Below are 23559 nucleotides of genomic sequence, written 5' to 3'. Positions count from 1 at the left end.
TTTATAGATGTATGGGGTATTATACATCCAATTCCAATAATGCGGGACAATGATCTGAATGTACCGCTTCCTTTAAAATAACAGCTCTGCTAAGCTTGTCCTTTAAACTATAAGAAGTAAAGTTATAATCCAGTCTCCAGCCTTTGTTTCTAGCCCTTGAATTTTGTCTGTAACTCCACCATGTATAATTGTCAGGATCATTATTGAAAAACCTGAAACTGTCTATTAGTTCACACTCATTCATGAAATTGGTCATCCACTCTCTTTCCATAGGAAGAAACCCTGAAACATTCTTTAACCCCTCAGGATTGTGAATATCGATAGCTTCATGACAAATATTGAAATCTCCGGAAATGATAAGATTCGGAATTTCCTTTTTTAAATTTTTGATATACGTCAGAAAGTCATGGCAAAACTGCATTTTAAATTCAAGCCTTTCAATATTGGAAGCAGAGGGGACATATACTGAAATAACAGAGTATCCGTCAAAATCGGCACGAATGATTCTTCCTTCATTATCATAGCTTTCAATACCACAACCATACTCTATATGGTTAGGTTTTATTTTTGAGGCGATTCCGACCCCGCTATAGCCTTTTCTTACTGCTGAATGCCAATAACTATGATATCCTGATTTTTCAAGACTTTCGATATCTATCTGATCATTTCCGGCCTTGCTTTCCTGAATGCAGATAATATCCGGATCAGCAATTTTTAGCCAGCCCAGAAAATCCTTGGTAAAAGCTGCCCTGATTCCATTGACATTGTAGGTGATTAATTTCATAAAGAATAATAAATTTTTTCAAATGTAGGAAAATAAAAAAGTCGGTTCTGAATTTCAAAACCGACTTTTTTATTTTTTAATAAGATATTTTATTTTTTAAAAACTGTTTTACCGTCTTTTGTCAGTTCAATTTCTTCACCTTTTCCTCTAAGTTCATAATGGTCATTCTTATACCAGATCCCAGATGCAGGCTTTTGCCCCTGTAATTCAATCGTTTCATTATTAAATACTACAGTAGCTGTATTTTTAGTGTTATTGAAAGTCATATCCAATGTTTTTCCACTACTGTCTTTAGATGTACTTTTTACAATTTCATCATTACTGCCGGAAACAGCTCCTGAATCAGATGGTTTTGACGCAATGCTGTCTGTAGTTGCCGATGAAGAATCTATTGCACTCTTTTCTTTATTACATGAAGTTAAAAATAATGCCGTAAGTGTTGCGGTAATAAAAATGGTTCTTTTCATAGGTTTATATTTATTTATGGATGTTTCTTATCATGCAAATTGAATGCCTTAAAAAAGAAGCGGAAAAAATCTATTGATTTTTTCCGCTTTTAAATATAAATTAAATAAACTATTTAGGTTCTAAAACACTGATCGGAATAATACATTCTTCCAGTGAAATTCCACCATGCTGGTAGGTTTCTTTATAGTAATTTACAAAATGATTGTAGTTCTTTGGATAAGCCAGAAATATATTGTTTTTAGCAAAGATATATTTTGAGCTTAGGTTTCCTTTTGGAAGGAAAAGTTTTTCCGGATTGGTAATAGCCCATACATCGCTATCATCATACGTTAAACTTTTACCGGTTTTATATCGGATATTAGTAGAGGTTTCTCTGTCTCCAACAACTTTACTTGGTTTTTTAACGTAAACTGTTCCGTGGTCTGTTGTAATGACTAGTTTATAACCATTTTCAGCGGCTGCTTTAATGATCTTCAGCAATGAAGAATTTTCAAACCAGTTAAAGGTTAATGATCGGAAAGTTTTATCATCACGAATAAGTTGATCTACAATATGATTGTCGGTTTTTGCGTGAGAAAGGATATCGATAAAGTTATATACAATTACCAGCAGGTCATTGTTTTTATGTTGATTAAAATCGTCATATATTTTTCTTTCAAAATCAGCATTCAGTACTTTAAGATACTTCATGGATTTGTTTCCAATGCCAATTCTTTTCATCTGATCTTCCAAGAAATCACGTTCAAACTCATTCTTGTTTCCTTCTTCATTGTCATTAAACCATTTCTCAGGGAAACGTTTTTCAATTTCTGATGGCATTAATCCTGCAAAGAAAGAGTTTCTTGCATATTGTGTAGCAGTAGGAAGAATACTATAGTAATAATCTTCTGAAACCTTATTGTAATATTTCGTAAACAAAGGCTCAATAACTTTCCATTGATCATAACGAAGATTGTCTACCATCAATAAGAGTACTTTATCTTTTTCAACTTCAGGCTTTACCTTTTCCTTGAAAAGTGTGTGGCTCATCATTGGCTTGTCAGAATCAGTCAGCCAATGTTCATAATTTTTTTCAATAAACTTCGCAAACTGAATGTTGGCTTCCTCTTTTTGAGATTGCAGTAGATCTGCAAACTCATTATCTGCAACCTTATCAAACTTAATTTCCCAGCTAAGAATCTTCTTATAATATTCTGCCCATTCCTGGTACGTTCTCAAGTAAGAAAGTTCCATAGAAAGATTTCTGAATTCCTGTTGATATTGTAAAATGGTTTTTTGTTCTACCAAGTTGTCCTCCTGAAGATTCTTCTTTAAGGAAAGTAATATCTGGTTAGGATTGACAGGTTTTAATATATAATCGGCAATCTGTGAGCCGATAGCTTCTTCCATAATGTGTTCCTCTTCACTTTTGGTAACCATTACAATTTTTAAGGAATTATCTTTTTCCTTGATCATAGGGATGGCTTCCAACCCGGAAATGCCAGGCATATTTTCATCAATGAGCGTTAAAGCAAATTTTTCTGAATCCATAAGTTCCAAAGCCTCGTTCACGTTATTAACAGGGGTTACCAGATAACCTTTTTTCTCTAAAAATACGATATGAGGTTTAAGTAAATCTATTTCATCATCGATCCATAATATCTTTTCTGACATAATTTATTTTTTACATGATTATTGTATCAAAATGTTGACCAATTCCTTTTAAAATCTCACAAAATCGAAAGTTTAAAAGTTAAATATTAGTTAAATGAAAATCCGTGAGGGTATTTTCTCTATATCCTCTGTTATTCATTGTTTTTTATATACATCAAAGCTCTTTCCAATACTTCATCCTTTCCATTTTTGATTCCGCCTACGGTAGGCTTTATAAGGATGTCGGGAATAATCCCAATTCTCTGCGTTTCTCTTCCATCTGGATAATAAGCACCAAGACCGGTGAAGCATGTGTCCAGATCCGCAATCTTAAATCTGATAATATCTCCGTTGGCCCCCGAAGTATTACTTCCGATTATCTTTGATTTTGGGTGTTGTTTGAACATCATAGCGGTGGTTTCAGCCTGGCTTTGAGTATTCTCATCTACCAAAACTATGACATTTCCTTTATAATATTCAGGATTTTTTTTTCCTATACTGTTTTTTCTGCTGTAAAATTTACCAGGATAATTGGTTTCCGGGAAATTGAATTGATAATAAGTAGTTGTCTGCGGAAGCAAAAGCCCGCTTAATGGTAGAATGGTAAGCTTAGAATAATTTCTGAGATCAAAAATAATGGAGTTGGTAGACCTTAGATTTCTGTACATTTCATCCAGGTCTTCTTTGGTGATCACCCCCATGTTGACATATCCAATTTTCTTTTCCTGATCCCAAAACTTCCACTTTTGAGGAACTGAAGTCTTCTTAATGACAATATCTTTAATGAAATAGGTTTTAGCCATAACCTCCATGTTCTGTCCATCTCTTTCCAACTTAACGGAAATTGAATCCATATTATTGAAAAGAAGCTTGCTTTTCACCTTATTTACCTTTCCCCAGGAATTGGATGCAGAAATATATTTCCCATAGCTGTTGACCATTTGTGGAATGGTTTTACCATTGATATCATAAATAACATCACCTAAATTGAAAGGTGTTTTCTCATGAAATCGATTGGCATTGATTTTTGTAATGATTAATTTTCCCTCTGCATAAGAATACTCCACAGGAAGTTTTCTGTTCCCATACTGGTTAAGGCTTATGAGTGTTGAAAAAAGAAAGGCGTGGGAATCATCAATTTTTGCCACCAACTCTGCTAAAGTCAAGTGATAATCTTTATCATTTTGAACAGCAAGAAATTTTGGAATCATTTCTCTCAGAACATCATTCCAATTTTGATCCGTTTCATATTTATAAGGAAAGAAATATTCTACATAATTCCAGTATCTGAATAATTCCAATAAACTGATAGGGCTGGAAGTAAATTTTGACCCATAGGAATCTTCATTTTTGAAGTATATTTTTCTTCCACCTTTACCTATGTAATGATTATTTCCAATATTGCGATTCTGTTCAATATAACGAAGCTTTTGAGCAGTAGTCTCGGTAAATATACTGGTATTGTTTATCCAGCTAAGATCAAAATTTTTCAAAAAGTAGGTTTTGTTCTCTACGAGTAAACATTCTTTACACTCATCTACTTTTCCCAGGCTATCAAGCCAGGCAGCATATACATTGTTGAGTTCGGTTTTATCATGAATATTTTCAATCTCATTGATTTTTTTGAGCAGCTGCTTATCCCAGTTTATCTCACCTTTTGCTACATAGGGATGGTAATATTTTAAAAACCCCCAAACCTTGCAGAGGGATTCTAGCTTTTGATTTTCAGATAAAATCTGTGCAGAACAATGTAGACTTAAAAATAATAAAATGAAAAAAAGATATTTTCTCATCAAAAGGTATTGGGTTTTCTCAAAGATAAATTTTAAAAATAACAGATGCAAAGGTTCTTGAAGAATATTTGATGGGATAGATAAGTTAGTGTTAAAAGAGGATAATTTTTGTATACAGTAAGTAATTTTGATTTTGAGCAACTCCCATCTCATGGTAATACCCAGCCTTGCTCTCCACTCTTCCCACTTTTTAATCCCAGCTATTAACACTAATTTAATCATTCCTAAAATTTAAAATCCCTAACTTTGTTTACTAATATTGACGATTCAATGCAGAATAAGCTAAAAATTATCAACGATCCTGTTCACGGATTTATCAAAATTCCACACGAAATTTTATTTGATATTATTGAACATCCTTACTTCCAGAGACTGAGAAGAATAGGACAAACAGGACTTTTGAACCTTATTTTTCCCGGAGCAACGCATACGAGGTTTCATCATGCTTTGGGAGCTATGCATTTGATGTTTACAGCACTGGAAACATTAAGGCAGAAAGGTGTTAAAATCTCTGAAGAAGAGGAAAAAGGAGCAATGTTGGCAATTTTAATGCATGATATAGGACATGGTCCGTTTTCCCACGCATTGGAAAGTATGCTGATGGATGACTGGCACCACGAAAATCTTTCGTTGCTGCTCATGAATAAATTAAACGAAGAATTTGGCGGGCAGCTATCCATGGCCATTGAAATGTTTCAGGGAAAATACCACAGAAAATTCTTTAATCAGCTTATCTCATCTCAATTGGATGTAGACAGGCTGGATTACCTGAATAGAGATAGTTTTTTTACAGGAGTTTCGGAAGGAAATATTAATACCCAAAGAATTATTTCCATGATGAATGTCTGTGAAGAAGGTGAACTGGTTATTGATGCAAAAGGTATATATTCTATTGAAAACTTTTTAACGGCCAGAATGTTTATGTATTGGCAGGTATATTACCATAAGACATCAGCCCTTGCAGAGTTTTTATTGGTTAAGATTCTTGAAAGAGCAAAATATTTGATTTCTCAGGGAGCAGAGCTGCCTGCAACGGATAATCTGAAATACTTTTTATACCGCAGTAAAAGTTCTGCAACCAATGAAGATGTAGAAAGATTTACCCAATTAGACGATAATGACATTATTCAGGCAATGAAAGAATGGCAGAACTCTGATGATTTTGTGTTGTCTTATTGGTGTAAAAGTGTCATTCAGAGAAATCTCCCCAAAACCATTATTTCTTCACATCCTTTTAATGAAGAGATTATTAATGAAAAAGTAAAAAATACCAATGAATTTTTTGGTATCCATAACGGAAAAGAATTGGTTCAGGAGATAAAAAGAAAGCTTTTACCTTATGATACTGAAAAGCAACCAATCTATTTATTGCAAAAAAATGGCAGGAGAATGAAACTTCATGAGTCTGAAGATCAGCTTTTATCAGGATTAATGGTGAATAAAACAACACGCTATATCCTTATGTTTCCGAGAGATATCTCTAACTAGATTCTTAAATAATATTAAAATTTACGATCTGAAACCAAAAAATGTTTGCAAATTATAGAATTTCTTATCTTTGCAGAATATGGAATTTACAGCTTCGCAAATTGCAAGTTTTATTGACGGAAAAATAATAGGTGACGAGACAGCACTTATTACAGGGGTTTCTCCAATTGAAAATGGAGAATCAGGACATCTTTCTTTTATAGCACAAGATAGATTTTCTCATTTTTTGGATACCTCAAAGTGCTCTGTTATCATCGTTTCGGAAAAACTTTTGAATGAAAATAGTTATACCCCTACCTTAATTGTCGTAAAAGATGCCTACTTATCTTTTCAGGTTCTGATGAATTTGTATCAGGAAATGAGAGGAAGAAAAGAGGGTATTGAAGATGGATCATCCATTCATGATTCAGCAGTAATAGGTGATAGAGCTTATATAGGAGCATTTACATATGTTTCGGAAAAAGCTAAAATCGGTGAGGGTTCACAGATCTATCCACATGTATATATAGGAAAAGGAGTGAAAATTGGTAAAAACTGTAAAATTGACAGTGGAGCCAGAATTTACGATTACTGTATTATTGGAGATAATTGTGTGATTCACTCTAATACGGTAGTAGGAGGTGATGGTTTTGGGTTTCAACCGACAGCTGAAGGGTTTAAAAAAATTCCACAGCTTGGAAATGTCATTATTGAAGATGATGTTGAAATTGGTTCAAACTGCAGTATCGACAGAGCTACAATAGGCTCTACCATCATTGGGAAAGGAACAAAAATTGATAACCTGATTCAGATTGCTCACAATGTGAAAATTGGTCAGAATAATGTAATTGCAGCGCAAGCAGGAATAGCAGGTTCTACTACAATCGGGGATTGGAATCAAATTGGAGGTCAGGTAGGAGTTGTTGGACATATCAAAATCGGAAACCAAGTGAAAATTCAGGCTCAGAGTGGCGTGAACTCCAGTGTTAACGATAGAGAAACCTTGTATGGTTCACCAGCAATCAGTTATAATGACTATTTGAGAAGCTATGTTCACTTCAGAAATTTACCCGGAATAGTCAACAGAATAAATAATCTTGAGAATAACTCAAAAGATAATACTAATGAGTGATATGCAAAAAACGCTTCAGGAAGAGGTAACTCTTTCTGGAATAGGCCTTCATACTGGTAAAGAAGTAAAACTTACCATCAAACCCGCAAAGGAAAATACGGGATTTGTATTTGTAAGAACCGATTTGGAGGGACATCCTCAGGTTGAAGCTGATGTTAATTATGTAGTAGCAACAGAGAGAGGTACAACATTAGAAAAGCTTGGCGTAAAAATTACTACCTGTGAGCACCTTTTGGCAGCATTGGTTGGTTGTGATATAGACAACGCAGTGTTGGAAATGGATGCTTCAGAGCCACCTATCCTTGATGGATCTTCAAAATATTTTGTAGAGGCTATCGAAAGTGTAGGGGTTGTGGATCAAAATATTGCCAGAGAATATCTGGTTGTGAAAGAAGTTCTTACGTACAGCGATCCGGCTACAGGTTCAGAAATCACGATCATCCCTTCGGATACTTATGAAGTGACAACAATGGTAGATTTTGGAACTAAAGTTTTAGGAACTCAAAACGCTACTCTTAAAAATATCTCCGAGTTTAAAGACGAAATCTCTTCAGCAAGAACATTCAGTTTCTTACATGAATTGGAAATGCTTTTAGACCACGGATTGATCAAAGGGGGAGATATCTCCAATGCGATCGTGTACGTAGATAAGGATCTTACTCCGGAAACTACAGAAAAATTAAAGAAAGCCTTTGGTAAGGATAATGTTTCCATCAGACCAAATGGTATTCTAGATAATCTTAACCTAAACTATCCTAACGAAGCTGCAAGACATAAATTACTGGATGTAATTGGTGATTTAGCCTTAGCAGGAGTGAAAATAAAAGGTAAGGTTATTGCCAACAAACCAGGACATTTTGTAAATACTCAATTTGCAAAAAAATTAAACCGTCAGTGGAAATTGCAGAAAAAGAAAAACGTTCCGGACTTTGATTTAACTAAAGAGCCGGTATTTGATATCAACGGAATTATGAAGCTTATGCCTCACAGACCTCCGTTCTTATTAATCGATAAGATTCTTGAACTTTCAGACTCTCATGTAGTAGGCCTGAAAAATGTAACAATGAATGAACCTTTCTTCGTGGGACATTTCCCTAAGGAACCTGTAATGCCTGGAGTTCTTCAGGTTGAAGCTTTGGCTCAAACAGGGGGTATCTTAGTCTTGGCAAGTGTTCCCGATCCAGAAAACTATTCTACTTACTTTATTAAAATTGATAAAGTGAAATTCAAGAGAAAAGTAATTCCGGGAGATACGCTTATCTTCAAAATTGAATTGATTGAGCCTATCAGAAGAGGTATCGTTCACATGCAGGGATACGGATATGTAGGAGATACAGTGGCAGTAGAAGCAGAGCTTATGGCTCAAGTTGCAAAAAATAAAGTTGATTAAATGATTCATCAATTAGCAGCCGTAGATAAACGCGCAAAAATCAGCAAAAATGTAATTGTAGAACCTTTTACTACAATTGCAGGGGACGTAGAAATTGGAGAAGGAACATGGATTGGTCCAAATGTTACCATCATGGATGGGGCAAGAATAGGAAAAAATTGCAGGATTTTTCCCGGGACTGTAATCTCTGCAATTCCTCAGGATCTGAAATTTGATGGTGAAGACACCCAGGTAATTATCGGGGATGATACAACGATCAGAGAATGTGTTACAGTAAACAGAGGTACAAAAGCCTTAGGTCATACTAAAATAGGTGCTAACTGCCTTATTATGGCTACTTCACACATTGCACACGACTGCGTAATCGGAGATCACGTTATCATTGTAAACGGTTGTGGTATTGCAGGACATGTGGAGATTGGAGATTACACTGTAATGGGAGGTTTATCGGCTGTTCACCAATTTGGTAAAATTGGGAAACATGTAATGATTTCCGGGGGCACTCTGGTAAGAAAAGATATTCCACCTTACGTGAAAGTTGCTAGAGAACCAATGTCTTATGCAGGGATTAATTCCGTAGGTTTGAGAAGAAGAGGATTTACTAACGAGAAGATTTTCGAAATTCAAAAGATCTACAGAACAATTTTCCAAATGAAAATGAACGTTTCCCAAGCGTTGGCATACATTGAAAAAGAAATGCTTCCTACTGCTGAAAGAGATGAAATTCTACAGTTTATCCAAAACTCTCCAAGAGGTATTGTGAAAGGCTACGGAACCACCAAAGAAAGCAACTAATAAGTTGAAAAGGCAAAAAGGTGAAGAAAGCTGAGAAGCACATTTGCTTATAGGAGCCAATAAAAAACTAAATAAAAGAATAATTATATATTAATGGCAACAAGTAACGATATCAGAAAAGGTCTTTGCATCGAATATAGCAACGATATTTTTAAAGTAATTGAGTTTCTTCACGTAAAACCAGGCAAAGGCCCTGCATTCGTAAGAACAAAATTAAAGTCTGTGACAAATGGAAAGGTATTAGATAATACATTCTCTGCAGGTCACAAGATTGATGAAGTAAAAGTAATCACAAGAAAGTTCCAGTATCTTTATGATGACGAGAATGGTTTCCACTTCATGAATAACGATGATTTTTCTCAGTTATATTTAAATAAAGAAATGATTGAAAACTCAAACTTGATGAAAGCAGGTGAAGAAGTTACAATTATTTTGAAAGAAGCTGATGAAACTCCACTTTCTGCTGAACTTCCTCAATCTGTATACTTAGATGTTATTGAGGCTGATCCGGGAGTAAAAGGAAATACTGCTACAAATGCTCTGAAAAACGCAATCGTTGAAACAGGAGCAAGAGTAATGGTTCCTTTGTTCATTGAGCCGGGAGACAAAATTAAAGTAAGCACTGAAGACGGTAGCTACTTAGAAAGAGTAAAATAATAAATAAAATTTACATAAATTCGGTTTGCATTAGCACTCCGAATTTTGTTTTATAAGAAAATCTATTGTTATGAGATTTCATTCTCCACAAAAGCTTAAAACAATTGCAGATTTAATAGGCTCCAAATTTGTCGGTCCAGAAGATTTTGAGGTACTAGGTTCCAACGAAATCCATATGGTGAAGCCGGGAGAGATTGTGTTTGTCAATCATCCCAAATATTATGACAAAGCATTAAATTCTGCTGCAACCATTATTTTGATTGATAAAGAAGTGGAATGTCCGGAAGGAAAAGCACTTTTAGTTTCTGATGATCCGTTCAGGGATTTTAATAAGATCAATACTCATTTTACAAGAATCTATAACTTTACAGAAGAACTTCACGATGTAGAAATTGGTGAGGGAACAAAAATTCATTCATCTGCTGTTATCGGAAACAATGTGAAAATTGGAAAAAACACATTAATTTTTCCAAACGTTGTCATTGGTGACAGATCAGTTATTGGAGATAATGTCATTATTCAGTCCAATACCGTGTTGGGGGGTGATGCTTTTTATTACAGAAAATTAAATAGGAATTTTGACCGTTTAATCTCAGTAGGAAATGTGGTTATTGAGAACAATGTAGAAATTGGTAATGGGTGTACCATTGATAGAGGGGTTACAGACTCTACGATCATTGGAGAGGGGTCAGTTTTGGATAATCAAATTCAAATCGGACATGATACCATTATTGGAAAAAAATGTCTAATAGCTTCTCAGGTTGGAATTGCAGGATGTTGTGTGATTGGAGATGAAGTAACATTATGGGGACAAGTGGGTATTGCTTCAGGGAACAAAATTGAGAGTGGATCTGTAATTTTAGGGAAAACCGGAGTGAACAGGGACCTTGAAAAAGGAACCTATATCGGGATGTTTGCCGAAGATTTCAAAACATATCTGAAAAAAGAAGTAAAACTGAGAAATCTCAAATAAACAATTCCAAAGGTTTTATCCAAAATCAAAGAAATTTGAGTAAATTTGTGAGCATTAATAAAATAATAAATAAATTAAAACAACAATAAAATGTCAATTTTAGTAAACAAAGATTCTAAAGTAATTGTACAAGGATTTACAGGGAACGAAGGTACTTTCCATGCTAGCCAGATGATTGAATACGGAACCAATGTAGTAGGTGGTGTTACTCCAGGAAAAGGAGGTAGCGAGCACTTAGGAAAGCCGGTATTTAATACAGTAGCTGACGCTGTTGAAAAAGCAGGAGCAAACGTAAGTATTATTTTCGTACCACCAGCATTTGCAGCAGACGCTATCATGGAAGCTGCTGAAGCAGGGATCAAAGTAATTGTATGTATTACTGAAGGTATTCCTGTAGCTGATATGGTAAAAGTAAAATCTTATATTGCTGACAGAGACTGCAGATTAATCGGACCAAACTGCCCTGGAATCATTACTTCTGAAGAAGCTAAAATTGGTATTATGCCAGGTTTCGTTTTCAAAAAAGGAAAAGTAGGTATCGTTTCAAAATCAGGTACCCTTACTTACGAAGCTGCTGATCAGGTAGTAAGAGCAGGTTACGGTATTTCTACTGCAATTGGTATCGGTGGTGACCCAATCATCGGAACGACTACAAGAGAAGCTCTTGAATTGTTCATCAACGATCCTGAAACTGAAGCTGTTGTAATGATTGGAGAAATTGGTGGTGGACTAGAGGCTGAAGCTGCTAGATGGTACAAAGCAAGCGGATCTACTAAGCCGGTTGTTGGATTTATCGCTGGACAAACAGCTCCAAAAGGAAGAACAATGGGACACGCTGGTGCTATCGTAGGTGGTGCAGAAGATACAGCTCAGGCAAAAATGGAAATCATGAGAGAGAATGGTATCAACGTTGTTGATTCTCCTGCTGATATCGGTGCTACTGTAGCTAAGATCCTAGGATAATATAAAACCCAAATCATATGAAAAAACTTTTATTAGCCTCAGCTTTGGCTGTTTCTGCTTTTTCCTTTGCCCAGGTGCAATGGAAGAATACAAGATTTGGTCTTACAGGAGGTTTAAACTATTCCAGAGTAGCAAATGCCCATAATCCTTCAGGCCCTAGATACACTTTTCAAGGTGGTGCTTTGGCTTTAATTCCCGTAGGAAAGGCAAATCAATTTTTTATCCAACCGGAAGTTTTGTACTATGGTGCAGGAGAAACCGGGAAAGATAAGGATGCGAAAGGAAGAGATGGTTATGATGCAGTATATGCAAATAACTATCTAAGTGTACCTTTGTATTTTAAAGGATACTTTTCAGAATCTGAATCAGAGTTTTTTGGTCTATTAGGGCCAAGATTCAATTTTTTGGTAAGTCAGGATGTTAAGAATCCTCCTATAGGCAGATCTTACTATGATCCGGATGTTACTGATCCCGCACAACCACCAGGAGTAAACGGAAAAGCGAAAAGCTTTAACTGGGGACTAGGGCTGGGAGTAGGGTATAGCTATAAGAGACAACTCGAAGTAGCTGTAAAATATGATTTAGGTCTGTCAGATACTTACCCTGGTCTTGCAAAAGAAACTAAGGGTACTGATAAGAAAAAATCAGAGCAGGTCCTTGCACTTACTTTAAGCTACATATTCAAATAAATCATTTATTCAGAATATAAAAACTCCCGGAAATTTTAATTTCCGGGAGTTTTATTTTTTATATAAGCCTGGGTATTTTAAACTCAGTTTTTTTGCAATTTAGCCTTTTTCACTATCATCCTTTAATCCACTTCCAAAGCTCTTTTAAGGTGGCTTTATTGCCATACATCAATATACCTACACGATAGATTTTTCCAGCAAGGAATATCATGAAAACGGTTGTTATCAATAGTAATACTATAGATAAAGCAATTTGCCATGCAGGAACTCCAAATGGTATTCTTGCAATCATGGCAACCGGTGAAGTAAATGGTATGATAGATAACCAAAAGCCCAATGGACCGTCAGGATTGTTCATCAATGAGAAGCTTCCATACATTCCCAGCGTTAAGGGTAAAATAGCAAATAAAGTAAACTGTTGAGTCTCCGTTTCATTATCTACTGCAGAACCAATGGCTGCATAAATGGAGCTGTAGAAAATATATCCTAAAAGGAAGAAAACAATGAATACAAAAATAATCAATGGGAAATTCATTTCCAGTAAACTATGAGAAATCTGAGTGGCAAGTTGTGCCATATCAAGTTTACTTGTTACCTGCTCGCTTCCACCAGGAATGCTTTGCTGGAGTGGAGAGAAGCCTGTATTCAATACCAATGCACCAATGACAGACATGGTAATCCAGATCAGGAATTGTGTCAATGCAACCAATGTTACTCCTAAAATTTTACCCATCATCAGTTCAAAAGGCTTTACCGAAGAGATGATGATCTCTACAACACGGTTGTTTTTTTCCTCCAGAACGCTTCGCATAACTCTTACCCCATAAATAATAATGAACATAAAAGTGACATACATTAATACCATGCTAAGCCCGGATTTTACTCCAAAAGTAAGATCAGAATCTTCCTTGTTATTATCAGCCACATTAATGGTTTTTAAGCTAAAGCTCTTATCAAGATCATTAAGCTGTACTTCCTGTATCCCCAGTTGCTTAATTTTTTCTTTCTTAACAACATTGGTAATGTCAGAAACAATTTTCTGCTTAGTATCGAATCCCATTTTACTGTTGACTACAAGCCTTGTACCTGTCTCAAGCTCATCAAAATTCTGACTTTTTAATTCCGGTAAAATTAAAATCCCATCCAGAGATTCATTACCTTTTAAATTATTAATCTTGGATTTCTCATCAGCCGCAGAAACGAAGACATAGTTCAGTTTATCATTGGATTTTAACTGATTGGTAAACAATCCACTTTTATCCACAACTTCAATAACGCTGTGAGATTCATTGGCTTTGAACATTAATCCGATGACTGCTCCAAAGGCAATAATCATAACAGGAGCCAATAAAGTCAATATGATAAAGGATTTTTTCTTAACCTGAGTAAGAAATTCCCTCTTTGTAATTAAAAAAATATTATTCATAAAATTAAGAGTGGTTACTTACGGCATTAATAAACACCTCATTCATACTAGGAATTCTCTCATCAAATGATCTTACTTTACCCACATGTACAAGATCAAGAAGAATGTTATTCTGATCAGCTTCATTTTTTAGGTCAAAGGACATCAGATTGTTTTCATTGGAAAAATTGAAGATCTCGTATTTGTTTTTAAATCTGTCCAGTTGTTCATTATTAACCTCAGAAAGAGTAATTCCGAAAATATTTTTCTTGAATTTTTCTCTTACATCAAAGACTCTTCCGTCAATGATTTTTTGAGAATTGTTGATTAATGCCACATAATCACACATTTCTTCCACACTTTCCATTCTGTGGGTAGAAAGAATGATTGTGGTTCCATTATTTTTAAGATCAATAATCTGGTCCTTAATTAAGTTGGCATTTACAGGATCGAAGCCTGAGAAAGGTTCATCAAGAATTAAAAGATGAGGTCTGTGCAATACAGTTACTACAAACTGGATTTTTTGTGCCATTCCTTTGGATAGCTCAGAAAGCTTTTTCTTCCACCATTGATCAATGTTGAGTTTATCAAACCATTTTTTTGCTTCATTCAGGGCGTCGTTCTTGCTCATTCCTTTCAGCTCGCCAAAATAAAGAAGCTGATCACCAACAGTCATATTCTTATACAACCCTCGTTCTTCAGGCATATAACCAATATTCTTGATATGGGTTGGATTCAGTTTTTCTCCATTGATAAAGATATCTCCTGAGTCTGCTTGGGTAATTTGGTTGATGATACGGATGAAAGAGGTTTTCCCCGCTCCGTTGGGTCCTAAAAGACCATAAATACTGCCTTTCGGTACATGGATGCTGAAATCATCCAGGGCGACCTTTTTTCCGGCATTATAGGTCTTTTTAATATGTTCAGCTTTTAGCATTCAATTGTTCTTTTTACAATTAGTATAAAAAAGTCCCTAAAGTTACGGAAATATTAAAAGAGATTAATGTAAAAGAAAAAATCCTGATGATTATCAGGATTTTAATTTATTGTTTCACGATTTGAGTAACTTTCTGTGTATTGTCACTTAAAATATAGCGGATCATATATTTTCCGGGTTTTAATTTTTCAATATTAATCTCACCGGAATTCATATTTACAGTATAATTAGCGACCTGCATACCCAAAATAGAATAAAAAGTCACACTTTTGATTCTTAGAGAAGAATCTTTTGCCTTAATAATAAGGAAATCCTTTGCAGGATTTGGATAGGCAAGCAATACACCATCATCCGCCTTTTGAGTGATGGAACTCGGCTCTCTAAGCTGAGCTTGTAAATTGTTGGAAAATCCAACAAAAGTGCCTACGAATAGAAATAAAAGTAAAAGTTTTTTCATCAAATTTATAATTTCTCGAATATATATAACAAATATAACAAATTCTATAATCTCGTACAATAGTTTTTTATAGAACTTATAGTAAATTTGTAGAAACTTATTCAAAAAGTATTCCAAAATGATACATTCAAGAAATAGAAGACTTAGAGTTAATGAATCTATCAGAAGTTTGGTAAGAGAAAATGTGCTTACAACTGATGATTTTGTAATGCCGATCTTCGTAATGGAGGGCGAAAACAAGCAGGAGGCGATCCCGTCTATGCCGGGAATTTTTAGGCGAAGTATAGATTTAACAGTAAAGGAATGTAAGGAGTTATTTTCTTTAGGTGTAAAAGCTGTTAATTTGTATATGAAAGTGTCAGAACACTTGAAAGACAATACAGGAAAAGAAGCATGGAACAAAGATGGATTAATGCAGAACACAATCAAGGCGATTAAAGATGCAGTACCAGGAATGATTGTGATGCCGGATGTAGCTCTGGACCCTTATTCAATATACGGACACGACGGAATTATTGAAAATGGAAAAATTCTAAATGATGCTACCAATGATGCGCTGGCAAGAATGTCAGTATCTCATGCAGAAGCAGGAGCAGACCTTGTGGCACCAAGTGACATGATGGACGGCAGAGTATTGGTGATTCGTGAGGCATTAGAGGAAAGTGGATTTGCGGATGTGGGTATCGTAAGCTACGCTGCAAAATATGCAAGTTCTTTCTATGGACCTTTCAGAAATGCTTTAGATAGCGCTCCAAAGGATGATATTGAAATTCCAAAGGATAAAAAAACATACCAAATGGATTTTCACAACTCCCGAGAAGCATTGAACGAAGTGTATAAAGATATTGAAGAAGGTGCTGATGTCATCATGATCAAACCGGGACTTCCTTATCTGGATATCGTTTCCAAGGTACGTGAAGCTATTGATCTTCCTATTGCTGTTTATAATGTAAGCGGAGAATATGCGATGGTAAAGGCAGCTGTTCAGAACGGTTGGCTGGATAATGATAAAACAATCATTGAAAATCTTACTTGCTTCAAAAGAGCAGGAGCAGATATGATCTTTACTTATTTTGCTAAGGAAGCTGCAATGATTTTAAATAAATAATTAAACGATAAATTATGAATTATGAATGAATTTTCTGATTTGTAAATTTCTATAAACTTAAAGAGGTTGTCATCACGGCAATCTCTTTTTTTTTTAAAAAATTTTGTACACCAAGGTGAAATCAGCGAAGATCAAAAAACTATCTGTATCATTGCATTCCCAATTACAAATAAAAGATTATATTGTACTGTAGTCATCCAATAAAATATATAAAAGTTAATGAATATCATTTTTAAAGAAAACCTTAGAAAACCTTTTCAATACGTGCTGGGTATTTTATCAGTAGTCTATCTTTTCTTTATATGTATCTATAGTATTGATCAATTTGATCTGGGCTTTATTCCATCGATGGTAGGGCGATTGCAGCAAGGGCAGGAAATGTATAAGGATTTTGATTATATCCGTCCCTTTTTTACTCTCATCTTTTGGGATTTTCTACTTAAATGGATTCCCGCCACATCTCCCTATTTTATTTTGATATGCAGGGTTTTATTCATTATACAATGTTTTATTGCGGGATTAATTTTTCAGAAATTACTTTTTGATAAAATCAGATACGAGATTAGTTTCCTTTTTGTAATCTGCTTTGTTAACGTGTTTCCAATTATGCCATGGCATACTGTTGACGGCCTATTTTTCGGGGCAGTCTCTCTTTATTTTTATAAGAAGAAATGGTTGCTGAGTACATTGGTATTTTTAGCGATCACGGCACTTACCAAACAATCTTTTTTTGTTTTTACCGCTATTATGTCTCTTTTTATATTGAAAGATATATTTAAAAAAAATAGCCTTGTCAGAAATGATATTATCGTTTCCGGTGTGTCTTTTTTTGTGTTGGTATTCGCTGTTTTTCAATATCATATTATTGAAAACTTTGCTTCATTTTGGAATCTGGTTTTTAACCTTTCCATAGCTTCGAGTTTTTATGACAGCAGTATTGCTCCTTATTTATTTAAAAGCAAATGGCAATCTGCATTATTGATTGGTTGCCTGCTTATGATCTATCTGATTAAGATTAAAAAGGAAATTATTGAGAATATTTTATTGATCGTTTTTCCTGCTATAATCTTCTATCCACTATTTAATAATGGAGTTTTCATTGGGATTAATACATTATTTCTACTTTTGATGGTTTTGTTTTTAAAATATAATCCATCTGAAAAAAATATATTCTTTTTACTGCTTTTAGGTTGGACTTCCACTATTTCCTGGGGAGCCAATAATCCTACGTTTTTAGTGTTTATTTTACTGATTAAATTTCTGGAAGATAAAACCCGATTTTTTGGAGTTCTATGGTTGTTGTCCTTAAGTTCATTTTTATTGGTCAGATTAAAATACCCCTATTTTTCTGAAAGTATATTTTCTTCTCATTACGTATTCACAAAGAATATTCCTGCCGTTTCCGGATTATTGATTCCTGAAAAGGAATATGACTATATTATGGAAGCCCAAAGTCTCAGTTCCCAATACCCGAACATCGTTTTTTTGCCGGGGTCGCCACTTTTAGATGTAATTCATGGGAAATATCCGGACAGGGCATCATGGGAAATGGATGTAGAATATCCGCAGTGGAAAACAGATATATCAAGACTTAATACCAACGTATTTGCTGTAGACGAAAAGAAATTTACACTCTTCAAAGATGGTTTTTATAAAAGTACGTTTACAGTTGAGGTAATGAAAAAGAAAAAAATAGTAAAGAAAACAGAACATTTTACGATGTATGGAAATTAGTAAATAACAGTAAGTAAAGACTCTATTTACCAGTTTTAATCATAAAAAGTGTAAAAAATTTTATTGATTATCATAAACTAGATATAAAGAGCATAGGGGCATGCCAACTTGTTTGCATTTTTGATATATTTGCCCTATGATTTTACGAGGAGAAAACTTAATCAAAGAATACGGTCCTAAAAAAGTTGTAAAAGGCGTTTCTGTACAGGTTCAGCAGGGAGAAATTGTTGGTTTGCTAGGTCCGAATGGGGCAGGTAAAACCACATCGTTTTATATGATTGTAGGATTGGTTAAGCCTACTTCAGGGAAAATTTTTCTGGATAAGCAGGAAATTACCACTGATGCCATGTATCGGAGAGCCCAAAAAGGAATCGGTTATCTGGCGCAGGAGGCTTCAGTATTCAGAAAATTATCCGTAGAAGAAAATATCATGGGAGTGTTACAGTTGACGAAGCTTTCAAAACGTGAGCAGCAGATCAAGTGTGATGAACTTATTGAAGAATTTTCTTTGCAGCATGTTCGTAAAAACAGAGGAGATCTACTTTCCGGAGGAGAAAGACGTAGAACGGAAATTGCCCGTTGTCTTGCCACAAGCCCGAACTTTATTCTTTTGGATGAGCCTTTTGCTGGAGTTGACCCGATTGCAGTAGAAGATATCCAGAAAATTGTAAGAAGTTTGGTAGATAAAAATATCGGAATTCTGATTACAGACCACAACGTACAGCAGACTTTAGCCATTACCAACAAAACCTACATCATGTTTGAAGGGAAGATCCTGAAAGAAGGGCTTCCAGAAGACCTTGCCAATGACCCGCAGGTAAGAGAGGCGTATCTTGGTGAAAACTTCGTGTATCAAAGCATTCTTGATAAACCGAAAAAGAAAAAATATGCCTATAATATCTGGGCAGGTAATTTCGATTCAAAATCTCAATTGCAAGGATTTGTAAATGAAAACTTCAAGCAATATGATGACTTAAGGCTGATGTATGGCTTTGAGGATATCAGTTTTGCCTCATTAGCTAATTCTGAGATTGAACATATCTTTAATGATATAGTAGATAAGAATGTGAACAATTCATTTGTGTTTCAGAAAAAAGAAATCAATAGCAATTATTCATTGGAGCAGGCAGAAGCTGAATCTAAAGAGGTAAGCAGACCTGAACTGCATTACCTTACGACTTATATGTACGAAGGATAAGGCAAATTTTATAGCAAAAACTTTTTAATGGACTTGTTCAGTTTTTTCTCATGAATTTACAATTGGGAAAAATAAGAATATTGAATGTTAAAGTTATCGTCAGTGCAATAGACCATGCCTCTAACCAGTCATATATAAAATATTCGTTATAAATCTTTTCACTATTGTGTAATGAGCTTAATGTAAAAGTGATGATAGCCGTAATAAACAGGCTTTTAATTATTGTTTGTAGCATTTTTCTGATTGGCAAAGATAATTTCCCAATGGTTAAAAGCGAGGTCAGATAAATGATGCTGGTTCATACTGTCGATAAAAGCTTGGTAAGCAGTATCCAAAAATGATTTTAATTTACAATCATAGGAGACAAACACACAAGATTTTGCAAAACAATTGATGATGGGGGTATCATCTTGTTCCAATAAATGGATGAGACTTCCTAATCCTGTCTTATTAGCTTTTTCAGAAATGGTAATTCCACCATTTTTTCCTCTTTTCGTTATGACTAGTTCTTTTTGAGCTAGAAACTGAACCACTTTAATAAGATGATTACGGAGTATGTTCAGTTTTCCGGACAATTCATCCAAAGAACATGAAGAAGCCTTATCGTTTTGATTTAGATAAATTAATACTCGTAAACTATAGTCGGTAAAATGGTTCAGTTTCATTGATTGTTAATTTAGATGAAGCAGCTGAGGCCCAAATTCCTCATAGAGAATATCTTCTTTGGCAATGCCTAGCTGTAATAAAGAATTATATTGAGCTTTAATAAATGCTTCGGGTCCACAAATATAATACTTTGCCTTATCAATAAGAATTTCCTCTTTAATTTCATGTAAGTCTATTCTCCCTTTTCTGGCAAAATGAGACTCATTTTCAATAGTTTCATAAAAAACATGAGTAGTAAGCCATTGATTATTAGTGTTTAGTTGATTTACATGATCTTTAAACGCATGTACATTTTCATCTCTACAGCTATGAAGCCACACTACGGTGTTATTCTGTAATGTATTTTTTTTAGTTTCCAGCATACTCAATAATGGAGTTACCCCAACGCCACCACTTATTAATACTAATGGATCTTCAGATATTGGGTTGGCATAAAAAACACCAGCAGGAGCGCTGACCCATATTTCATCACCTATCATTTTTTTGTGCAATACATTTGAAACAACCCCATCAGGTAAATTCTGAATGTTTTTTTCTCTCTTCACGGATATTCTGTAATGATCTGGGTTGAAGGCTGATGATAAACTATACTGTCTTGGCTGCTCATGTCCTAATGCAGGAACAAATGTCTTCACTGAAATATATTGACCAGGAAGATAGTCCGCAATAGCCTTATTATCTTTAGGACTTAGATAGAATGATTTAATTTCACTGCTCTCCTCCACAATATCTGCAATTACAAACGCTCTCCATCCTTTCCATCCTCCATCCTTTTGCAGGGTAGATTGGTAAAGTTCATGTTCAATAGAAATCATAATTTGAGCCAATTCATTATAGGCTTGTGTCCAGGCTTCTATCAGTTGATCATTCGCTGCTTCTCCAAGAACCTCTTTTATTGAAGAAATCAAGTGAAGTCCAACGATATCATATTGCTCGGGGGTAATATTTAAGCTTACATGCTTATTTCCGATAGATCTTAGTACATTGATAAGAACTTCAGGATTTTCAATTTGCTCAGCATAGGCTAATACAGCTCCAGCTAAAGCATTCTGCTGTTTTCCGCTTGCCTGGTTACTCATATTGAAAATGTTTTTCAGTTCAGGATTGTGCGTAAACATCCTTGTATAAAAATGTTTTGTTAAATCGGTTCCATTCGTTTTTAAAACGGGTACTGTTGCCTTTACAAGTGCTTTTTGTTCGTTATTCATCAGGTCTTTTTTTATATGATGGTACAAATGTACAAAAAAATATTAATTGTTGTATTTAAAATACAACAATTAAAGAATGTGTATTTCTAAAAAATAAAGTGGAGGAGAATAAACTTCCGAAATGAGGAAAATCATTTTGAATGCGAAGAGATTAAATGGTTTTGGTCCGGAAGGAAAATTAAGCCGGTATTAAGCCTGGTTTTTCTATGAATTGTTTTAAAAAAGGCTTAATTTTACTAAGACCTATACTATGATTCATGGCAAAACCTTTTAACAGAACAGTTACTTTATTTGGAATTTATAAACAACTTGTTCCATTCATCAGACCTTACCGGTTGATGATCTATGGAACCCTATTCCTTACTTTTCTTGGTGCTTTGGCAGCACAGGTAAACCCGATTGTTCTGAAATATACGGTGGATGAGGTTACCAAGCTTACCCACCTTCCACACCCAATGACAGAGGGAATTCATATTTTGATTATCATCTCCATTATCTTACTGGGAAAGGAACTGCTGAATATTTTTATCAACTTCGGACAGAAATTTTATGGAGAAAAAATAAGAATCAATGTCAGTTCTGTATTGGCTCAATCAGCAATTGATAAAATTCTGACCTATAAAGTTGCTTATTTTAATGATGAAAACCATGAATCCGGAAAACTGCAGATCAGGATTGATCGTGGTATTGAAAGTCTGACAAAGCTGGTACAAAATTTTTTCATTGATATTCTTCCGCTTTTCTCCAATGCCATTATTGCGTTGATCATTATGTATATGCAAAATGTATATGTAGGAGCCGTTTCCACGATTATTGTACCCATTTATTTTTATATAAGTTCTTTACAGGCTAAAAAATTAGGTGGAGTACGTCGCCAGTTAAGAAATCAAAGAGAAAAGAAGACTTCAGGTCTTTTAAACCTTATCAATTCTATCATGGTGATTAAAAGTTTTGTCCGTGAAAAATTTGAGGGTAAAAAACAATATGATCTGCAGATGCAGTTGATGGAAAGCCAAATGTTCACCAGGAAAATCAATTTTATTTACGATGGATTAAAAACGTTCATTGAACAGTTTGGAGTAGTTTTAATCATTCTTTTGACTGTTTATCTGGTGCTTGATCAGCAGATGACCATTGGGGCAATTATGCTTCATATTATGCTTTTTAATAATGTTTCAGCGCCAATCCGCCAGTTGCACAGGATTTATGATGATATGAATGATGCTATGATCTATGCTGAAGGGTATTTTGATATTCTCAACGCAGATAATGAAACCGAGCAGAACGGAAACTTTGTAGAAAAAGAAATTAAAGGAACTTTTGAACTTAAAGATGTAGACTTCACGTATCCCAACGGAACAAAAGCGCTCCATAATGTTTCCATGAAAATTGAAAATGGGAAAACAACAGCATTGGTAGGGTTGAGCGGAGCAGGAAAATCAACAGTCATTAATCTTTTATGTAAATTTTATCTTCCCGATTCCGGAGAAATTGTATTGGACGATGTCAACCTGAACGAATATGATAATACTTTTCTAAGAAGTGATCTTGGGCTCGTTCTTCAGAAGAATCATATCTTTCAGGGAAGTATTGAAGATAATATCCGCTACGGAGATATGAATGCAGATTTTGAGCAAATTCAGGATGCTGCAAAAAAAGCATACCTTCATGATCAGATCCTGGATCTCCCGGATGGATATAAGCATGATGCCACTCAGCTTTCAGGAGGACAGCAACAGAGAATTGCCATAGCAAGATTATTTCTAAAGGATCCTCCCATCATCTTTTTGGATGAGCCTACGGCAAGTTTGGATGCCATTGCCACAGAACAGATAAAGAATTCTCTGGATGCCATAAAAGAGGGAAGAACAGTTGTTATTATTTCTCACTCCTTATCCCAGATTTTAGACTCAGATACCATCTATGTAATGAAAAAGGGAAGAGTAGTAGAGAGCGGAACCCATGATGAACTTTATACTAAGGATGGTACGTATCGTGAAATTTTTGACGCTTCGGCACGCAGTTTAAATCTTGATAAACTGGTCAATACTCTTAAAGATAATTAATAATTTTGCGAATTATAAACTTTCAGTCAGCAACGGT

20 protein-coding genes and 1 pseudogene are annotated in these 23559 nt (G+C 34.9%); 12 read left to right on the top strand and 9 right to left on the bottom strand.

Features of this window, described 5'->3' with window-relative positions:
- Positions 1–19: 19 nt before the first annotated feature.
- The 4 genes from SCA31_RS17720 to SCA31_RS17705 form a co-directional block, all read right to left on the bottom strand.
- The gene (locus tag SCA31_RS17720) at positions 20–784 is read right to left on the bottom strand and encodes an exodeoxyribonuclease III (protein ID WP_410698327.1); all 765 of its coding nucleotides are present in this window, start codon (positions 782–784) and stop codon (positions 20–22) included.
- A gap of 89 nt (positions 785–873) precedes the next feature.
- The gene (locus SCA31_RS17715; RefSeq protein WP_410698325.1) at positions 874–1251 is read right to left on the bottom strand and encodes an MliC family protein; all 378 of its coding nucleotides are present in this window, start codon (positions 1249–1251) and stop codon (positions 874–876) included.
- A 109-nt stretch (positions 1252–1360) separates the two neighbouring features.
- On the bottom strand, positions 1361–2905 hold the full coding sequence (locus tag SCA31_RS17710) for a bifunctional response regulator/alkaline phosphatase family protein (protein ID WP_076352567.1): 1545 nt from the start codon (positions 2903–2905) through the stop codon (positions 1361–1363).
- 131 nt (positions 2906–3036) lie between these two features.
- Entirely contained in the window at positions 3037–4677 is a 1641-nt protein-coding gene (locus tag SCA31_RS17705; protein WP_410698323.1) for a S41 family peptidase, read from the bottom strand.
- Between the two features lie 270 nt (positions 4678–4947).
- On the opposite strand from SCA31_RS17705, the gene SCA31_RS17700 reads away from it, so the two are divergent.
- From SCA31_RS17700 to SCA31_RS17665, 8 genes are all read left to right on the top strand, one after another.
- The gene (locus SCA31_RS17700; RefSeq protein ID WP_410698400.1) at positions 4948–6165 is read left to right on the top strand and encodes an HD domain-containing protein; all 1218 of its coding nucleotides are present in this window, start codon (positions 4948–4950) and stop codon (positions 6163–6165) included.
- A 79-nt stretch (positions 6166–6244) separates the two neighbouring features.
- Complete coding sequence (lpxD, locus tag SCA31_RS17695; RefSeq protein WP_410698321.1) at positions 6245–7276, top strand: UDP-3-O-(3-hydroxymyristoyl)glucosamine N-acyltransferase; 1032 nt, start codon at positions 6245–6247, stop codon at positions 7274–7276.
- Complete coding sequence (locus SCA31_RS17690) at positions 7269–8666, top strand: bifunctional UDP-3-O-[3-hydroxymyristoyl] N-acetylglucosamine deacetylase/3-hydroxyacyl-ACP dehydratase (protein WP_076352563.1); 1398 nt, start codon at positions 7269–7271, stop codon at positions 8664–8666. The genes lpxD and SCA31_RS17690 overlap by 8 nt, the downstream gene beginning before the upstream one ends.
- Positions 8667–9461, top strand: coding sequence for an acyl-ACP--UDP-N-acetylglucosamine O-acyltransferase (gene lpxA / locus SCA31_RS17685; RefSeq protein ID WP_076352562.1), 795 nt, complete (start codon positions 8667–8669; stop codon positions 9459–9461).
- 93 nt (positions 9462–9554) lie between these two features.
- Positions 9555–10118 (top strand): elongation factor P, encoded by a 564-nt coding sequence (gene efp, locus SCA31_RS17680; protein WP_076352561.1) that lies wholly within the window; start codon positions 9555–9557, stop codon positions 10116–10118.
- A gap of 70 nt (positions 10119–10188) precedes the next feature.
- Entirely contained in the window at positions 10189–11091 is a 903-nt protein-coding gene (locus SCA31_RS17675; protein ID WP_410698320.1) for an LpxD N-terminal domain-containing protein, read from the top strand.
- A gap of 90 nt (positions 11092–11181) precedes the next feature.
- Positions 11182–12054, top strand: a complete 873-nt coding sequence (gene sucD / locus SCA31_RS17670; protein WP_047488432.1) for a succinate--CoA ligase subunit alpha — start codon at positions 11182–11184, stop codon at positions 12052–12054.
- 17 nt (positions 12055–12071) lie between these two features.
- Entirely contained in the window at positions 12072–12743 is a 672-nt protein-coding gene (locus SCA31_RS17665) for a porin family protein (RefSeq protein ID WP_410698318.1), read from the top strand.
- Positions 12744–12858: 115 nt separating this feature from the next.
- Here the strand turns inward: SCA31_RS17665 and SCA31_RS17660 are convergent, their stop codons facing one another.
- From SCA31_RS17660 to SCA31_RS17650, 3 genes are all read right to left on the bottom strand, one after another.
- Positions 12859–14169 carry an ABC transporter permease gene (locus tag SCA31_RS17660; RefSeq protein ID WP_410698317.1) on the bottom strand — a complete coding sequence of 437 codons (1311 nt, stop codon included), beginning with the start codon at positions 14167–14169 and terminating at the stop codon, positions 12859–12861.
- 4 nt (positions 14170–14173) lie between these two features.
- Positions 14174–15085: an ABC transporter ATP-binding protein gene (locus SCA31_RS17655; RefSeq protein ID WP_410698316.1), complete on the bottom strand. Its 912-nt coding sequence runs from the start codon at positions 15083–15085 to the stop codon at positions 14174–14176.
- 106 nt (positions 15086–15191) lie between these two features.
- Entirely contained in the window at positions 15192–15542 is a 351-nt protein-coding gene (locus tag SCA31_RS17650) for a T9SS type A sorting domain-containing protein (RefSeq protein WP_106914933.1), read from the bottom strand.
- 118 nt (positions 15543–15660) lie between these two features.
- Between SCA31_RS17650 and hemB the strand changes: the two genes are divergently transcribed.
- The 3 genes and pseudogenes from hemB to lptB form a co-directional block, all read left to right on the top strand.
- Entirely contained in the window at positions 15661–16650 is a 990-nt protein-coding gene (gene hemB / locus SCA31_RS17645) for a porphobilinogen synthase (RefSeq protein ID WP_410698314.1), read from the top strand.
- Between the two features lie 219 nt (positions 16651–16869).
- Entirely contained in the window at positions 16870–18384 is a 1515-nt protein-coding gene (locus SCA31_RS17640) for a hypothetical protein (RefSeq protein ID WP_410698312.1), read from the top strand.
- Between the two features lie 136 nt (positions 18385–18520).
- Positions 18521–19246 (top strand): annotated as a pseudogene (gene lptB / locus SCA31_RS17635) (LPS export ABC transporter ATP-binding protein); the annotation flags it as partial.
- Between the two features lie 551 nt (positions 19247–19797).
- Here the strand turns inward: lptB and SCA31_RS17630 are convergent.
- On the bottom strand, positions 19798–20247 hold the full coding sequence (locus SCA31_RS17630; RefSeq protein WP_410698310.1) for an RrF2 family transcriptional regulator: 450 nt from the start codon (positions 20245–20247) through the stop codon (positions 19798–19800).
- A 6-nt stretch (positions 20248–20253) separates the two neighbouring features.
- Positions 20254–21456: an NO-inducible flavohemoprotein gene (hmpA, locus tag SCA31_RS17625; RefSeq protein WP_410698309.1), complete on the bottom strand. Its 1203-nt coding sequence runs from the start codon at positions 21454–21456 to the stop codon at positions 20254–20256.
- Between the two features lie 338 nt (positions 21457–21794).
- Between hmpA and SCA31_RS17620 the strand changes: the two genes are divergently transcribed.
- Positions 21795–23522 (top strand): ABC transporter ATP-binding protein, encoded by a 1728-nt coding sequence (locus SCA31_RS17620; protein WP_410698398.1) that lies wholly within the window; start codon positions 21795–21797, stop codon positions 23520–23522.
- Positions 23523–23559 lie beyond the last annotated feature (37 nt).

Origin of the sequence: Chryseobacterium sp. SIMBA_028 (assembly GCF_046535285.1) — a bacterium.
In the GTDB taxonomy this organism is placed as follows: domain Bacteria; phylum Bacteroidota; class Bacteroidia; order Flavobacteriales; family Weeksellaceae; genus Chryseobacterium.
Note: the sequence above shows the minus strand (reverse complement) of the source record. Positions and strands in the feature narration are given on the sequence as shown.

Bases quoted from the DNA above. Each gene is read 5' to 3' on its own strand.
- SCA31_RS17630 (WP_410698310.1), bottom strand. From the start codon at position 20,247: ATGAAACTGAACCATTTTACCGACTATAGTTTACGAGTATTAATTTAT.
- SCA31_RS17650 (WP_106914933.1), bottom strand. From the start codon at position 15,542: ATGAAAAAACTTTTACTTTTATTTCTATTCGTAGGCACTTTTGTTGGA.
- lpxA (WP_076352562.1), top strand. From the start codon at position 8,667: ATGATTCATCAATTAGCAGCCGTAGATAAACGCGCAAAAATCAGCAAA.
- SCA31_RS17640 (WP_410698312.1), top strand. From the start codon at position 16,870: ATGAATATCATTTTTAAAGAAAACCTTAGAAAACCTTTTCAATACGTG.
- sucD (WP_047488432.1), top strand. From the start codon at position 11,182: ATGTCAATTTTAGTAAACAAAGATTCTAAAGTAATTGTACAAGGATTT.
- SCA31_RS17705 (WP_410698323.1), bottom strand. From the start codon at position 4,677: ATGAGAAAATATCTTTTTTTCATTTTATTATTTTTAAGTCTACATTGT.
- SCA31_RS17655 (WP_410698316.1), bottom strand. From the start codon at position 15,085: ATGCTAAAAGCTGAACATATTAAAAAGACCTATAATGCCGGAAAAAAG.
- hmpA (WP_410698309.1), bottom strand. From the start codon at position 21,456: ATGAATAACGAACAAAAAGCACTTGTAAAGGCAACAGTACCCGTTTTA.
- SCA31_RS17660 (WP_410698317.1), bottom strand. From the start codon at position 14,169: ATGAATAATATTTTTTTAATTACAAAGAGGGAATTTCTTACTCAGGTT.
- SCA31_RS17620 (WP_410698398.1), top strand. From the start codon at position 21,795: ATGATCTATGGAACCCTATTCCTTACTTTTCTTGGTGCTTTGGCAGCA.
- SCA31_RS17720 (WP_410698327.1), bottom strand. From the start codon at position 784: ATGAAATTAATCACCTACAATGTCAATGGAATCAGGGCAGCTTTTACC.
- lpxD (WP_410698321.1), top strand. From the start codon at position 6,245: ATGGAATTTACAGCTTCGCAAATTGCAAGTTTTATTGACGGAAAAATA.
- SCA31_RS17665 (WP_410698318.1), top strand. From the start codon at position 12,072: ATGAAAAAACTTTTATTAGCCTCAGCTTTGGCTGTTTCTGCTTTTTCC.
- SCA31_RS17715 (WP_410698325.1), bottom strand. From the start codon at position 1,251: ATGAAAAGAACCATTTTTATTACCGCAACACTTACGGCATTATTTTTA.
- efp (WP_076352561.1), top strand. From the start codon at position 9,555: ATGGCAACAAGTAACGATATCAGAAAAGGTCTTTGCATCGAATATAGC.
- SCA31_RS17700 (WP_410698400.1), top strand. From the start codon at position 4,948: ATGCAGAATAAGCTAAAAATTATCAACGATCCTGTTCACGGATTTATC.
- SCA31_RS17675 (WP_410698320.1), top strand. From the start codon at position 10,189: ATGAGATTTCATTCTCCACAAAAGCTTAAAACAATTGCAGATTTAATA.
- SCA31_RS17710 (WP_076352567.1), bottom strand. From the start codon at position 2,905: ATGTCAGAAAAGATATTATGGATCGATGATGAAATAGATTTACTTAAA.
- SCA31_RS17690 (WP_076352563.1), top strand. From the start codon at position 7,269: ATGAGTGATATGCAAAAAACGCTTCAGGAAGAGGTAACTCTTTCTGGA.
- hemB (WP_410698314.1), top strand. From the start codon at position 15,661: ATGATACATTCAAGAAATAGAAGACTTAGAGTTAATGAATCTATCAGA.